At 62.0% G+C, this 12,703-nt stretch carries 12 protein-coding genes; 11 read left to right on the top strand and 1 reads right to left on the bottom strand.

Annotated features, from left to right (window positions below):
* Window positions 1-94: 94 nt before the first annotated feature.
* Complete coding sequence (locus AB2N04_RS04725) at window positions 95-1,432, top strand: formimidoylglutamate deiminase (RefSeq protein ID WP_367717411.1); 1,338 nt, start codon at window positions 95-97, stop codon at window positions 1,430-1,432.
* Window positions 1,433-1,464: 32 nt separating this feature from the next.
* Here AB2N04_RS04725 and hisC read toward each other — a convergent pair whose 3' ends face one another.
* Window positions 1,465-2,580 (bottom strand): histidinol-phosphate transaminase, encoded by a 1,116-nt coding sequence (gene hisC / locus AB2N04_RS04720; protein ID WP_367717410.1) that lies wholly within the window; start codon window positions 2,578-2,580, stop codon window positions 1,465-1,467.
* 72 nt (window positions 2,581-2,652) lie between these two features.
* Between hisC and AB2N04_RS04715 the strand changes: the two genes are divergently transcribed.
* The 10 genes from AB2N04_RS04715 to AB2N04_RS04670 all read left to right on the top strand — a co-directional run bounded on the left by AB2N04_RS04715 (window position 2,653) and on the right by AB2N04_RS04670 (window position 12,536).
* The gene (locus tag AB2N04_RS04715; protein WP_367717408.1) at window positions 2,653-3,429 is read left to right on the top strand and encodes an SDR family NAD(P)-dependent oxidoreductase; all 777 of its coding nucleotides are present in this window, start codon (window positions 2,653-2,655) and stop codon (window positions 3,427-3,429) included.
* 107 nt (window positions 3,430-3,536) lie between these two features.
* A complete protein-coding gene (locus AB2N04_RS04710) occupies window positions 3,537-4,667 on the top strand; it encodes an ABC transporter ATP-binding protein (RefSeq protein ID WP_367717404.1) in 1,131 nt (376 codons plus the stop codon).
* A 38-nt stretch (window positions 4,668-4,705) separates the two neighbouring features.
* Complete coding sequence (locus AB2N04_RS04705; protein ID WP_367717401.1) at window positions 4,706-5,803, top strand: PotD/PotF family extracellular solute-binding protein; 1,098 nt, start codon at window positions 4,706-4,708, stop codon at window positions 5,801-5,803.
* A 123-nt stretch (window positions 5,804-5,926) separates the two neighbouring features.
* A complete protein-coding gene (locus AB2N04_RS04700; RefSeq protein WP_367717399.1) occupies window positions 5,927-6,892 on the top strand; it encodes an ABC transporter permease in 966 nt (321 codons plus the stop codon).
* Window positions 6,889-7,413 (top strand): ABC transporter permease, encoded by a 525-nt coding sequence (locus AB2N04_RS04695; RefSeq protein ID WP_367717398.1) that lies wholly within the window; start codon window positions 6,889-6,891, stop codon window positions 7,411-7,413. Before AB2N04_RS04700 ends, AB2N04_RS04695 begins: the two co-directional genes overlap by 4 nt.
* A 31-nt stretch (window positions 7,414-7,444) precedes the next feature.
* On the top strand, window positions 7,445-7,687 hold the full coding sequence (locus tag AB2N04_RS04690) for a hypothetical protein (RefSeq protein ID WP_367717396.1): 243 nt from the start codon (window positions 7,445-7,447) through the stop codon (window positions 7,685-7,687).
* Between the two features lie 49 nt (window positions 7,688-7,736).
* A complete protein-coding gene (gene hisD, locus AB2N04_RS04685; RefSeq protein ID WP_367717394.1) occupies window positions 7,737-9,065 on the top strand; it encodes a histidinol dehydrogenase in 1,329 nt (442 codons plus the stop codon).
* A complete protein-coding gene (locus AB2N04_RS04680; protein WP_367718736.1) occupies window positions 9,065-10,078 on the top strand; it encodes a zinc-binding dehydrogenase in 1,014 nt (337 codons plus the stop codon). Before hisD ends, AB2N04_RS04680 begins: the two co-directional genes overlap by 1 nt.
* A complete protein-coding gene (locus AB2N04_RS04675) occupies window positions 10,075-11,379 on the top strand; it encodes a hypothetical protein (RefSeq protein WP_367717392.1) in 1,305 nt (434 codons plus the stop codon). The genes AB2N04_RS04680 and AB2N04_RS04675 overlap by 4 nt, the downstream gene beginning before the upstream one ends.
* Complete coding sequence (locus AB2N04_RS04670) at window positions 11,376-12,536, top strand: alpha-hydroxy acid oxidase (RefSeq protein WP_367717391.1); 1,161 nt, start codon at window positions 11,376-11,378, stop codon at window positions 12,534-12,536. The genes AB2N04_RS04675 and AB2N04_RS04670 overlap by 4 nt, the downstream gene beginning before the upstream one ends.
* The last annotated feature ends 167 nt before the right edge of the window (window positions 12,537-12,703 follow it).

Here is a 12,703-nt window from a genome sequence, read left to right as displayed (position 1 = left end):
TAGACATAATGGCAAGTGGATTGAAAGATGATTCTTCACCTTCCTCGCCCCTGAGGCCGGGAGGTGATGCGGAAGCAATCAAAAGGGGCAAGTGATGATCTTCGCAAGAATTGCGCTGCTGCCATCGGGATGGGCAGAAAACGTCCGGGTCTCCGGGTCGGCAGGACGCATCACCGAGATTGTGGCGCAAACACACCCGCATCCGGACGATACAAGGGTGGACGCACTGATACCGGGCATGCCCAACGTCCACAGCCATGCCTTTCAGCGGGGCCATTCCGGCCTCACCGAAATGCGCGGCGCGGGACAGGAGAGCTTCTGGACCTGGCGCGAAATGATGTACCGCTTCGCCCTTTCGGTCAGCCCGGAAGATGTTTCAGCGCTGGCAGAGATGGCCTATGTCGAGATGCTGGAAGCGGGCTTTACCCGTGTGGGTGAGTTCCACTACCTGCACCACGATCCCTCCGGCGCACCTTATGACAACCCCGCCGAGCTTTCAGAGCGGATTTTCGACGCTGCCGAGACAACCGGAATTGCACTCACCCACTTGCCCGTGTTCTACGCCCATGGCGGTTTCGGCCCGAAGCCTGCCGGCGAGGGCCAGCGCCGTTTCCTCCATGATATCGATGCCTTCATCGCGCTGATCGAGCGCTGTGACAAACGGATCACCCGACCGCAGGACCGCGTCGGCTTTGCACCGCACTCGCTGCGTGCCGCGAGCCACGAAGACCTGACCGCGCTGACCGCCGCCCTGCCGGGACGCAGGCTGCACATCCACATTTCCGAACAGGTGAAGGAAGTCGAGGACTGCCTCGATCACCATGGCCAGCGCCCGGTCGAATGGCTGCTCGACAATTTCGATGTGGGTGCGGACTGGTGCCTCATCCACGCGACACATCTGACCGAGAGGGAAACCGCGCGACTTGCTGCCTGCGGCGCGGTGGCGGGTCTCTGCCCCGTCACCGAGGCAAATCTGGGCGACGGTCTTTTCCCGGCGCCGGATTTTCTGAACGCGGGCGGGCGCATCGCCATCGGTACGGATTCCAATGTGCGCATCGACGTGGCAGAGGAGCTGCGGGTACTGGAATACGGGCAACGCCTCACAAAGCGGGCGCGGAACGTTCTCGCGGAGGAAGGCGGATCAACCGGGCGGCGGCTCTTGGATGCCGCACTGGCCGGGGGCGCACAGGCGCTGGATGCACCCTCCCCCGAAATCGCCGTCGATGCTCCCGCTGATCTCGTGTCACTCTCCGATCCGCTCGACCTGGCGCCAAACGGCGATAACCTGATCGACCGCTGGGTCTTTGGCCGAGACGTCGATGTCGATCATGTCTGGGCGGCAGGCGAGCATGTGGTTCAGCACGGGCGGCACGTTCGTCGCGACGCGGTGCAGCACCGCTTTGGCGAGGTGCTGCGGCGTGTTCTTGTCTGATCAGCGCCGGTCGGGCTTCAGACCAACCGGTTTTATGGCCTGCCTTTGAGAATGCAGACCAGAGCATCCAGAAACTGATCATTTTCCCACGCCAGACCGACGGAAACACGCAGGAAGTTTTCATACCCGGCCTGCTTCCACGGCTTCACGATAACGCCGAGATCGATGAGCTGATCGGCGACTTCCACCGACGGGCGCGCGCAGTTGACGAACAGGAAATTGCCCTTTGAGGGCAGCACCTCCAGCCCCATGCCTGTCAGGGCGGTGGCCATTCTTTTCCGCTCGCGAACGGTCTCGGCCACGGCGGTCACCATCTCATCCGTGTTTTGCATGGCGGCCAGCGCTGCGGCCTGTGCGACACCGTTCACGTTGAACGGCGTGCGCACCAGGTTCATCGCCCCGATGACATCGTCGCTGTTCGACACACCATAGCCGATGCGCAGCGCAGCCAGGCCATGGGCTTTGGAGAACGTACGCAGGACAAGCAGCGGCTTGTCGTGTGCGCCGAGCCGGTCAAGACAGGAAACATAGTCGGCGCCGGCTGCATATTCGACATAGGCTTCGTCGAGACAAAGCAGGCTGTCGGGATGCTGGGCGGCAAGCAGCGCGTTCAGATCGTCAGGCGCAAGCCACACGCCGGCCGGGTTCATCGGATTGGCGATCAGAGTCAGGCGCACGGGACGCGCTACCGCCGCAAGCAACGCCTCCATATCGATCCTGCGTTCCTGCGTGAGCTCGATGCGCGTAACGCGCGCACCCATCATCACCGCATAGTCCTCATGAAGCGGGAACGAAGGGAACAGGGTAACCACCTCATCGCCCGGCCGCAGCACGGCGCGCGCGAGAACGTTCAGCAGATCCTCCGACCCGTCGCCAAATACGACCCGCTCGCCGGCAAGACCCGTCGCGCCGGCGATTTCTGCGGCCAGAGCCCTGGCCGAAGGGTCGGGATAGACAAAGGGGCGGGAAATGGCGTCTGCCATCGCCTCCCTCACCGCCGCGCCCGGACCATGCGGGTTTTCATTGGAACCGAGCTTGGCGATCCTGCGGCCTCCCGCGCGCTGCGCCACATCGTCAAGTGTCAGGCCGGAATTGTAGCGCTGAAGCGAGGCCAGCTCTGATCTGGCCGAAAATCTGGGTGGCTGCATGGGAAACTCCGTTGACTCACGGTCATTAACAGCCTACATATGTATAGACATGTCAAGAGGAGTGGGGACCTCATGAGCAACAATAATAATAACTTATCCGACCTGAACTTTGATTTCTCAGGAAAAACAGTTGTTGTAACCGGCGCGAGCCGTGGCATCGGGCGTGAGATTGCACTGGCGTTTGCCCGCGATCGGGCAAAGCTCATCCTCACAGCCCGCAGCACCGAAGCGTTGAAACCTGTTGCGCAGGAAATCGAAGCGCTTGGAACCGAAGTCCGCTGCATCGCGCTTGATCAGCGCAACGTCAAGACAATTCGCGACCAGATCGAGCCGCTCGGCCCGATCGATGTCCTTGTCAACAATGCGGGCGTGGAAGAGGTTCGCGACACACTTTCCGTCGATGAAGCGCTCTGGGACAAGGTGGTGGACACCAATCTCAAGGGCGCATTCTTTGTGGCTCAGGCGGTTGCCGCGAAAATGGCACAGGCTGGCGGCGGGGCCATCATCAATCTCGCATCGCTCACCTCCTTTGTCGGCGTTCCCGGCGCGGTGCCCTATGGCGCCTCGAAAACCGGCATACTTGGCATCACCCGCGCCATGGCGGCGGAATGGGCGCCGATGGGGATCCGGGTCAACGCAATCGCGCCAGGCTACTTCGAAACCGACATGACCAGCGTGTTCTACGAAGACAGGGCCTGGGTGGAAAAGATGATCAGCAACATTCCGTCAGGGCGGCTGGGCGAGCTTTCCGACCTGACTGGCGCGGTGGAATTTCTTGCATCCAGCGGGGCAAATTACGTATGCGGTCAGTGTATTGTAATCGACGGAGGATATCTGGCTAAAATTTAGCCGGATGAAAATTTCGGCACCGAGGCGCCCCACTCTGCCGAAAAGTATATACTTATTTTCCAGAAGGTGCTTAGCTTCTCCCAGCCGCACCGACATCAGGGATCAAGATGAGCGAACATCCAGCCACAGAAACCAGCGCGTCGCAGCCGGCACGAGAGATCGCGGTCCGCGCCAGCAAGGTTTCGATGGACTTCGGCAATGGCGTGCTGGCCGTGGACAACGCCAGTTTCGAGCTGGAGAAGGGGCGGTTCCTGACCATTCTCGGCCCCTCCGGCTCCGGCAAGACAACCCTGCTTCGCATGATCGCCGGGTTTCAGGAGCAAACCTCGGGCGAGATCACGATCTACGGCAAGCCTGTCCATGCCACACCTCCTCATCGCCGGTCCATCGGCATGGTGTTTCAGAAGCTGGCACTCTTCCCGCACATGACGGCGGCCGAAAACGTCGCCTTCCCGCTCAGGATGCGCCGGTTCAATCCGCGCAGCATTCCCGGACGGGTCGAGCAGTTTCTTGAACTCGTGAAACTGCAGGGATATGGCAACCGGCGGATAAACGAGCTTTCCGGCGGGCAGCAACAACGCGTTGCGATTGCGCGTGCACTGGTGTTCGAGCCCGATCTCCTGCTTCTCGATGAACCGCTGGCCGCACTGGACGTGAAGCTGCGCGAGGAGATGCAGCTCGAATTCCGCCGCATCCAGCACGAACTGGGCGTGACCACGATCAACGTGACCCACGATCAGCGCGAAGCACTGGTCGTTTCGGATGACGTGATCGTGATGGATGGCGGGCGCATCCAGCAGCATGCCCGGCCTGTCGACCTTTATCGCGAACCGGCAAACCCGTTTGTCGCAGGCTTTCTGGGCCTTTCGTCTTCGGTTGAAGGCACCGTGACCGATGGTGGCGAACTGAAAGCCGGAGACCAGCTCCTGAAGGGTGCCCCCGTGGGCGACATTCCACCCGGAACGCCGGCGCTTGCCGCCATTCGCGCCGAACAGATCCGCATGGGAGCGACACAGTCCGCGCTTAAGGCCTGCGATGTCTCGCTCGACGGCCTTGTGCGTGACACGATTTTCGAAGGCGAACGCCAGATGTACGTGGTGGAAGCCAAAACGCTGCCCGGCACCGTTTTCCACGTCTATCACCACGATCCCGACAGTTTCGACCTGTTCGACGTGGGGGCAAGCGTGGCCATCGGCTGGAACCGCCGCGATATGAAGATTTTCAGAAACTCAGCATAACAACAACACGAACTGAGTCGCAAAAGAGGAGAGTACCTATGACCAAGACCTTCACACGCCGTGGCGTCCTTCGGGCCGGCGCAGCCACGGGCAGCGCCGCGCTGCTCGCTTCGCTCCCGACCACGCGCGTTTTCGCGCAGGAGCCGGAGAAGCCTTCGGAGATCATCGTCCGCGCCTGGGGCGGCGAATGGGTCGAATCCCTGAAGAAAGGCGTGTCCGACCGGTTCACGGAAATGACCGGCATTGCCGTTCGTCACGACCTCACCGAAGACAACGAGATCCAGCCCAAGGTGTGGGCCGCTGTCGCCCAGAACCGTATTCCGCCGATCCACATCAACTGGGACACCACCACCAACGCGACCAAATCGGCGCTTCGTGGGGTTACCGAAGACATTTCCGACCTGCCCAATCTCGCCAACACCACGGATCTCGCCAAGCCGGTGGGCCTGGACGGCTTCCCGATGGTCAACACCTATGGCTATGTCTACGTTCTCGCCTATCGGCCCGAAGCGTTCCCCGATGGAGCACCGAAATCCTGGCGCGATCTGCTCGATCCGAAATTCAAGGGTCGCGTTGCCCTCTACAATGACGGCATCGGTTTCCACTTCCCGGCGCAGGTCGCCGGTGGCGGGTCGCTCGACGGTATTCCCGATGCGATGGACCCCTGCTGGGATTTCGTGCGCGAGATGAAAGCGCAAAATCCGCTTCTGGGCGAGGATCCCGACTTCACCACCTGGTTCCAGAATGGCGAAATCGATGCCGCCTGCACCATTTCCACCAACGCGCTCGCTGCCAAGAAAAACGGCGTTGAGCTCGCCTGGACCGTGCCGGAAGAGGGCTGCAAGTTCGACACCGACTGCCTGTGGATCCCCAAGGGTCTGCCGGAGAACGAACTCTACTGGGCCAAGCAGTACATCAATCTCGCTCTTTCGACCGAAAGCCAGCAGATCTGGCTCGATGGCCTGGGTCTGCCCGGCGTCGTGCCGGGGCTTACCCCGCCAGAAGGGCTCGCAGGTGACCCGTCCTATCCGACCAAGCCCGAGGACTTCGAAAACCTCATCCGGATTTCTTCGGCGGTGCAGGTTCAGAACGAAAGCGACTGGTTCGCCAAGTTCAAGGAGATCATGCAGAGCTAGAGTTTTCGACTTGCCGGCGACGTTATTCAACGCGCCGGCAAATGACTCAAGCGGCGTGCCGCTCTGCCCAGCTGCGCGGCACGTCCCTTTTCTCTCCTCTACCGCTCCCCCCGGAAAGCCAAGATGTCTGAAACGCTATCCAAGGACCAGGACCGCACTTCGTTCAGATACCCACTGCGTTGGCGGATCATGGATCTGCTCAACGGGGCGCTGGACAGGTTCTGGCCGTCGCGCCTGGCGCCCTATTCGGGCTGGGCACTCATCACACCGGCCCTGCTTCTCGTCGGGCTTCTCGTGCTGGGGCTTGTGCAGATGGCGGAGAGTTCTTTCCACACACTGGACCGTGCAACATTTCTGCCCTCCGAGAACTACACGCTCGAAAACTATGGCACCGTTTTTGAAAGCGCGACCTATGGGCGGGTCATCTGGCGTTCGGTGCTGGGCGCGCTCCTGACGGTGGTGTTTACCCTCGCGCTGGCACTGCCATATTCCTATATCATGGTGCGCACGCACAGCGCGGCAGTGCGCAAGACGCTGCTCATCATTCTGTTCTTGCCCTTCTTCATCGGTCAGGTGGTGCGCGCCTATGGCATTCTGATCGTTCTTGGCACCTCGGGCGCGGTGAACGATGCGCTCGGACTGGTCGGGATCGAGCCGATCAGGCTCCTGTTCAATTTCCCCGCGGTTGTTTTCGGGCTCGTCCAATACATGCTGCCATTCGCCGTGCTCATGCTTGCGCCGGCCCTGACGGCCATCCCGCGTGAGACGGAAACAGCCGCTTCGTCTCTCGGAGCAAACTGGTTTCAGAGCTTCCGCCATGTGGTGATTCCGATGGCCAAGCCCGGGCTGATCGGGGCGGGGCTGGTGGTCGGTACGCTCGCGCTGACCGATTTCGCCATGCCGGCAATGCTGGGCGGCGGCTCGCAGGATTTCATCGCCAATGCAATTTACGACCAGTTCTTCCGCACGGCGGATCAGGGGCTCGGTGCTGCGCTGGCCCTGCTTCTGGTCGCGCTCGGCTCCGTGTTCGTCGGCATCGTGATTGCGACCTTCGGCGCGGGAACCCTCGGGATGGGAGGCAGGAAATGACCGCCACCTCGCAGCGCATCCTGTTTTGGGGCATTGTCTGGTTCTGCATCCTGATCCTGTCCATTCCCACGATCATCGTGGTCGGCGCCTCGGTCACGACCGAAAACATGATCGCCTTCCCACCCAAGGGGTTCTCGCTCAAATGGTATGAGGAAATCGCCATGGCGCGGGACCTGCGCCAGGCCTTTGTCCGCTCGCTCATCGTGTCGACCATCTGTCTGATCGTGTCCGTGCCGGTGGGCACGCTTGCAGGGCTTGCCCTGTCGCGCTTTCGCATGCGCTTTTCCAACGCGATCCAGATCTACCTCCTCCTGCCCTTCACCATCCCGCTGATCGGATCGGGCATCGGCATGATGCTGGTTTTCGGCGAATGGCGCGTTCTTGGCAGCCTCTGGCCCGTGGGGGTGGCTCTGGCCGTCATCAACCTGCCCTTCATCATCTGGTCGGTGTCGTCTTCGGCAGCATCTCTGGACAAAGATCTGGAGCTGGCGGCGGCAAGCTGCGGAGCGGGGCCGGTTTGAAACCTTCTGGTTCGTCACGCTTCCCGGCGTCATGCCCGGCGTCATTACCGGCGGCCTGCTCATGTTCGTGCTGGCCATGACGGAATTCCTCGTCTCGCTGCTTCTGACCGATGCCCGAACGGTCACCCTGCCGGTCCAGATCTACAACAACATCCGTTCGATCATCACACCGGACCTTGCCGCGATTTCCTCTGTCTTCGTCGTCATCGCGCTGCTGGCGGTCTGGCTGCTCGACCGGCTGGTGGGGCTCGAAATCTTTCTGAAATCAAAATGAAGTTCTGGCGGCTTCGTTCCGCCGGCCAACCTGACTGAGAGGATCCGTTATGGCTGAAGTAAACGTCCAGAAACTCGCTGGACTTGGAAAAGCGGAACGCGCCGGTCTTACCCGCCGGTCCGAATCCGATCTCTCCTTCTTTCTGGACAAGGTGCAGCCCATCATCGATGCGGTGAAGACCGAGGGTGACGCAGCCCTCGTCCGCTTCGGGCGCGATTTCGACAAGGCGGCGCCTCTGACCGCCGAAACGCTCAAAGTGTCCGAAGCCGAGTTTGACGAAGCCTTCAAGGCCGTGGATGAAAAGGTGATCGAGGCGATCCGCTTCGGCATCGGCAACATCCGCACCTTCCATGAAGAACAGGCGCCAGAGCCCATGTGGCTGAAGGAAGTGCGTCCCGGTGCCTTTGCCGGCGACCGCTACCTCCCGATCAATTCGGTGGCGCTTTACGTGCCGCGCGGCAAGGGCTCGTTCCCTTCGGTCACCATGATGACCTCGGTGCCCGGTGTGGTCGCAAAAGTGCCCAACCTCGCCATCTTCACGCCGCCGGGACCGGATGGAAAGGTCGATGCCGCCACGCTGGTTGCAGCGCGCATTGCCGGCGTTGAAACGATCTACAAATGCGGCGGTGCACAGGCAGTGGCGGCGGCAGCCTTCGGCACCGAAACCGTGAAGAAAGCGCAGAAGATCGTTGGCCCGGGCAGCCCCTGGGTTGTGGCCGCGAAGCGGCTTCTGGCCGGCGTCATCGACCCCGGTCTGCCGGCGGGCCCCTCCGAAGGCATGATCCTTGCCGATGACACCATTTCGGGCCGGCTCGCCGCGATGGATCTTCTGATCGAGGCCGAGCATGGCCCCGACAGCTCGGCCTGGCTCGTTACGCCTTCGGAACGGGTGGTGGAAGAGGCACTTGCCACCCTGCCCGAACTCTGGGGCCGGATGACCGAACAGCGGGTCGAGTTCTCCCGCACGGTGCTGACAGGCAGGTCCGGCGGCATCGTGCTCGCCCAGAACATGGACGATGCCTGCGCCTTCGTGAACGAATACGCGCCAGAGCATCTCGAAATCCTCTCGACCAAACCGTTCGATTATCTGGGTGAGATCACCGAGGCATCCGAGATTCTTCTCGGCACCCATACACCCGTTTCCATCGCCAATTTCGCGCTGGGACCAAATGCGGTGCTGCCGACCTCCCGGGGCGCAAACACCTATGGGCCGCTGTCGGTTACGGATTTCATCCGCCGCAGCTCGGTCGGTTACGTCACCGAAAAGGGGTATCCGGAGATGGCTCAGGCAGCCAGGACGCTTGCCGAATACGAAGGCTTTTCGTCCCACGCCATCGCTGTCAGCGACCTTCGCCTAGAATACCTGAAAGACATGTGATGCAATCGGTCCGGCTGCACGGCGTCGGGGAACTGAGGCACGAAGACGTGCCCGCCCCGCCTGCTCCCAAACGCGACGAGGTCACACTCGCGGTATCGCTTGCGGGCATTTGCGGCTCGGACCTCCACAATTACCGGACCGGGGCGTGGATTTCCCGCGCCCCCTCCATTGCCGGGCATGAGTTCACCGGAACGGTGACACATCGGGGTGTGGACGTGACCCATGTCGCCATTGGCGACCGGGTGATCGTTGACAGCCGCCACGTCTGCGGAAACTGCCCGGCCTGCCTCGAGGGATTTGGCCAGGTATGCGCTCGGCTGGGGTTTATCGGCGAGAGCATCGATGGCGGGTTTGCCGAACATGTCACCCTGCCCGCCCGCAATGTCATTGCGGCACCGGACGGCGTGGCTGATCGTCACCTGGCCATGGCGGAGCCGCTTGCGGTGGCGCTGCACGCCCTGAACCTCATGGCCGTTCCCGATGGCGCTGAAATCGTCGTTGCCGGGTGCGGGCCGATTGGCGCGTTCATCGCGCTGCTCGCATCCCGCGCAGGCCACCCCGTGCGTATCGTCGACCGCAACCGGGAGCGCACCGATCTGGTGGAACGGGTGACCGGGGCGACGGTGACAGGCCTCAAAGAGCTTGAAAACCATCGCTATCGCCACGCGATTGACACCACCGGGTCGCCCCACGTCATCCGAAGCCTCCTTGCAAGCATCGCGGGGGCCGGTCGCCTCGGGCTGGTGGGGATCGGAGGCGCAGCCGAAATCATAGATCCCGTGCAACTGGTCGAGCGCGAAATCGCGCTGATCGGCTGTCATGCCTTCGGCGACGAGCTCGTAGAGATTGCCGCGATGCTGCCCGAACTGGCAGCGCATCTCGACCCATTCATCGCCGCGACCATCCCTCTGAACGAGGTGCCGGCAGCATACGAACGGCTGCTTGCGGGAGAGAGCGCGGGGATCAAGACACTCATCGATTGCAGGAGACCGGATTGCAGGAGACCGACATGACCACCGAGACCCGCGCCCTGTCGCGCACCGCCGAAATCCGCGCCGTGGCGCGGCAGGACGCGGCCCGTGCGGCCGGGATGCTCGAAACCTTCATCGCGGGTCTCTTCGACATTCCGGTGGCGGAACTCGTCATCAATGTGGATCAATATTCGCTCAACTCGCTCAACGGCTTCTTCCGGTCGGGAACAGACGATTTCTTCTTCAAGTTCCATCAGGAAGAGGGTGAAGAAGAGATGACGGGCGAATATTACCGCGCCGACATCCTGTCGGGGGCCGGCCTGCCCGTCGATCAGCCGGTTCACATGTCCACCCTGCCCGGCGAACAGCTTCTGGTGTATCGCCGGCGCACGGACCCACGCTTTTCCGACGTGCTGTTCGAGCTCGACCAGACGCCCGACACCAACGCCATAGAGCGGGCGCGGCAGGCGGAGACGGATCTGAACAAGCATATCCTGAAGGTCGCCTGCGAGACGCTGCACCCCGTAACCCCCGACGAGGCGGCATCAGAACCCATCCACCGCCTGTTCTACGAACGGCTTGTCGATCTGCCGGGTGGACACTATCCCGGAGGCCGGCTGGCCAAATTCTACGTGGGAAAACGCTTTGATTTCCCCAATGGCGTGTCGCTGCGCTGGGAGGACATGGCGGACGCAGGGATACGGGTGAACGGTGTTACCCATGCGGCAACGCTGCGCCAGGCCTTTGACGATGCGCATCGGCGCTATGAACCTGCCAACACCGCCTCGGCCGGCGGGATCGTGGCCCATGGCGACGCCCACAATGCGAATGTCTGGTATGTGCGTTCGAAGGAGCGTGACCGGCTGGCCTTCTTCGACCCCGCCTTTGCCGGAAACAAGGTGCCTGCGCTTCTGGCCGAGGTGAAATCCACCTTTCACAACATTTTTGCGCACCCATTCTGGCTCTACAATCCGGAAATGGCCGCCGAGCGCTATCGGGCGGAAGTGCGGCTGGCAGATGGCATTCTCGATTTCGAAACCGACTGGCGCCTGTCGCCGGCAAGAAAGGCGCTTCTCGAAGCCAAGGCAGACACGTTCTGGCGCCCCTGGCTGCGCCACCTGAGCGACAGGAACATGCTGCCGGACGACTGGGAAGACATCATCCGCACCGGCCTCTTCCTCTCGCCCACGCTCGTGATGAACCTCAACGCGGGCGAAGGTGCCGACCGACACAATCCGGTCTCCTCCGCGATCGGCCTGTCGGTGGCGCTTTCGGCAGCCTCCCGCCCGGTCGAGGGCGCGGACATGTTCAGCGAATTCTTCGACAGGATCCGCCCCGAATGAGCCTTGACCGTCGGTATCAGAATGTCGAGGGTTTTGCCGCCGCCGCCCGCCGGCGTCTGCCACGCATCTTCGCCGATTATATCGACGGGGGAGCATTTTCTGAAACGACACTGAGACGAAACCGGTCGGATTTCGACACCTATGCGCTGCGGCAGAGGGTGCTGGCTCCGCTCGCTCCAGCCAACGATCTTTCGGTGACCGTCGCGGGGCGCCCTTCCGCCCTGCCCTTCGGCCCCGGGCCCGTCGGCTTCATGGGACTTTATCGACGTGATGGCGACATCGCCGTTGCACGGGCGGCAGCGCAGGCGGGCGTGCCTTTTGTCCTGTCGACCTTCTCGATCAATGGTCTGCGCACCATCCGATTGGCCGCCGGCGCGGTGCCCGATTTCCAGCTTTACCTCGATGAGGATCCGGAGGTGAATGCGGCCCATCTCGAAGCCTGCCGCGCTGAAGGGGTGGACCGCATCTTCCTGACGGTGGACACTGCGATCACCTCCGTCCGCGAGCGGGATGTCAAAAACGGGTTTCGCAGCGTGGACCGGATGACACCCGGGCTTATCTGGCAATTCGCAAAACGCCCCGGATGGTCATTCGACCTTCTGCGTGGCGGCTTCCCCGAAGTGGAGCTGGTTAAGGGGAGGCCCGAATTCGGAAAGGGCGCGCTGGCGCAGGCCGGAAATCTCTCGCGCAGGCTCGACAAGAACCTCACCTGGGACACGGTGGCAAAACTGCGCGAAGACTGGAACGGGCAGCTCTTCGTCAAGGGGATTTGCGATCCCGAAGACGCCGCAAGAGCGCGTGATGCCGGCATCGATGGCATCGTCTTGTCCAACCACGGCGGGCGCCAGCTGGACCACGGGCTTTCCACGGTTTCCCAGATCGCCGCCGTGCGCCAGGCACTCGGCCCCACAGTCGCACTCATGGTGGACAGCGGGTTCCGGCGTGGCAGCGACATCGTGAAGGCGCTGGCGCTGGGTGCCGATTTCGTGCTGATGGGGCGGCCATTTGCCTGGGCCGTCGCGGCTGCGGGTGAAGCAGGGGTCGCGCATCTGATCGCGCTTCTGGCGAAGGAGGTCGAGATCACGCTCAACCTCGCCGGCCTGTCATCATGCAGCGCGCTTCAGGAGGCTGGCGAAGACATCCTGCGGAAGGTCTGACGGACGGATTTCAACACCTCTGCGCCGCCAGTTCCAATCGGAAGACCTGCACCGAAATCTCACGTGATCGCGATATTTTCGCAATCGCGCCACTTTCCAATCCAGATACGTTGCTACCAGAGATTGATTGAGACAATCTCTCGGATCTCACCAGCGTGGAGACAAGA

This window comes from Nitratireductor sp. GISD-1A_MAKvit (assembly GCF_040819555.1).
In the GTDB taxonomy this organism is placed as follows: Bacteria; Pseudomonadota; Alphaproteobacteria; order Rhizobiales; family Rhizobiaceae; genus Nitratireductor.
The sequence above is the reverse complement of the archived record's forward strand: the minus strand, read 5'-3'. Positions and strand labels throughout refer to the sequence as shown.

Coding starts and splice junctions, on each gene's coding strand:
- AB2N04_RS04725 (WP_367717411.1), top strand. CDS start 95: ATGATCTTCGCAAGAATTGCGCTGCTGCCATCGGGATGGGCAGAAAAC.
- hisC (WP_367717410.1), bottom strand. CDS start 2,580: ATGCAGCCACCCAGATTTTCGGCCAGATCAGAGCTGGCCTCGCTTCAG.
- AB2N04_RS04715 (WP_367717408.1), top strand. CDS start 2,653: ATGAGCAACAATAATAATAACTTATCCGACCTGAACTTTGATTTCTCA.
- AB2N04_RS04710 (WP_367717404.1), top strand. CDS start 3,537: ATGAGCGAACATCCAGCCACAGAAACCAGCGCGTCGCAGCCGGCACGA.
- AB2N04_RS04705 (WP_367717401.1), top strand. CDS start 4,706: ATGACCAAGACCTTCACACGCCGTGGCGTCCTTCGGGCCGGCGCAGCC.
- AB2N04_RS04700 (WP_367717399.1), top strand. CDS start 5,927: ATGTCTGAAACGCTATCCAAGGACCAGGACCGCACTTCGTTCAGATAC.
- AB2N04_RS04695 (WP_367717398.1), top strand. CDS start 6,889: ATGACCGCCACCTCGCAGCGCATCCTGTTTTGGGGCATTGTCTGGTTC.
- AB2N04_RS04690 (WP_367717396.1), top strand. CDS start 7,445: ATGCCCGGCGTCATTACCGGCGGCCTGCTCATGTTCGTGCTGGCCATG.
- hisD (WP_367717394.1), top strand. CDS start 7,737: ATGGCTGAAGTAAACGTCCAGAAACTCGCTGGACTTGGAAAAGCGGAA.
- AB2N04_RS04680 (WP_367718736.1), top strand. CDS start 9,065: ATGCAATCGGTCCGGCTGCACGGCGTCGGGGAACTGAGGCACGAAGAC.
- AB2N04_RS04675 (WP_367717392.1), top strand. CDS start 10,075: ATGACCACCGAGACCCGCGCCCTGTCGCGCACCGCCGAAATCCGCGCC.
- AB2N04_RS04670 (WP_367717391.1), top strand. CDS start 11,376: ATGAGCCTTGACCGTCGGTATCAGAATGTCGAGGGTTTTGCCGCCGCC.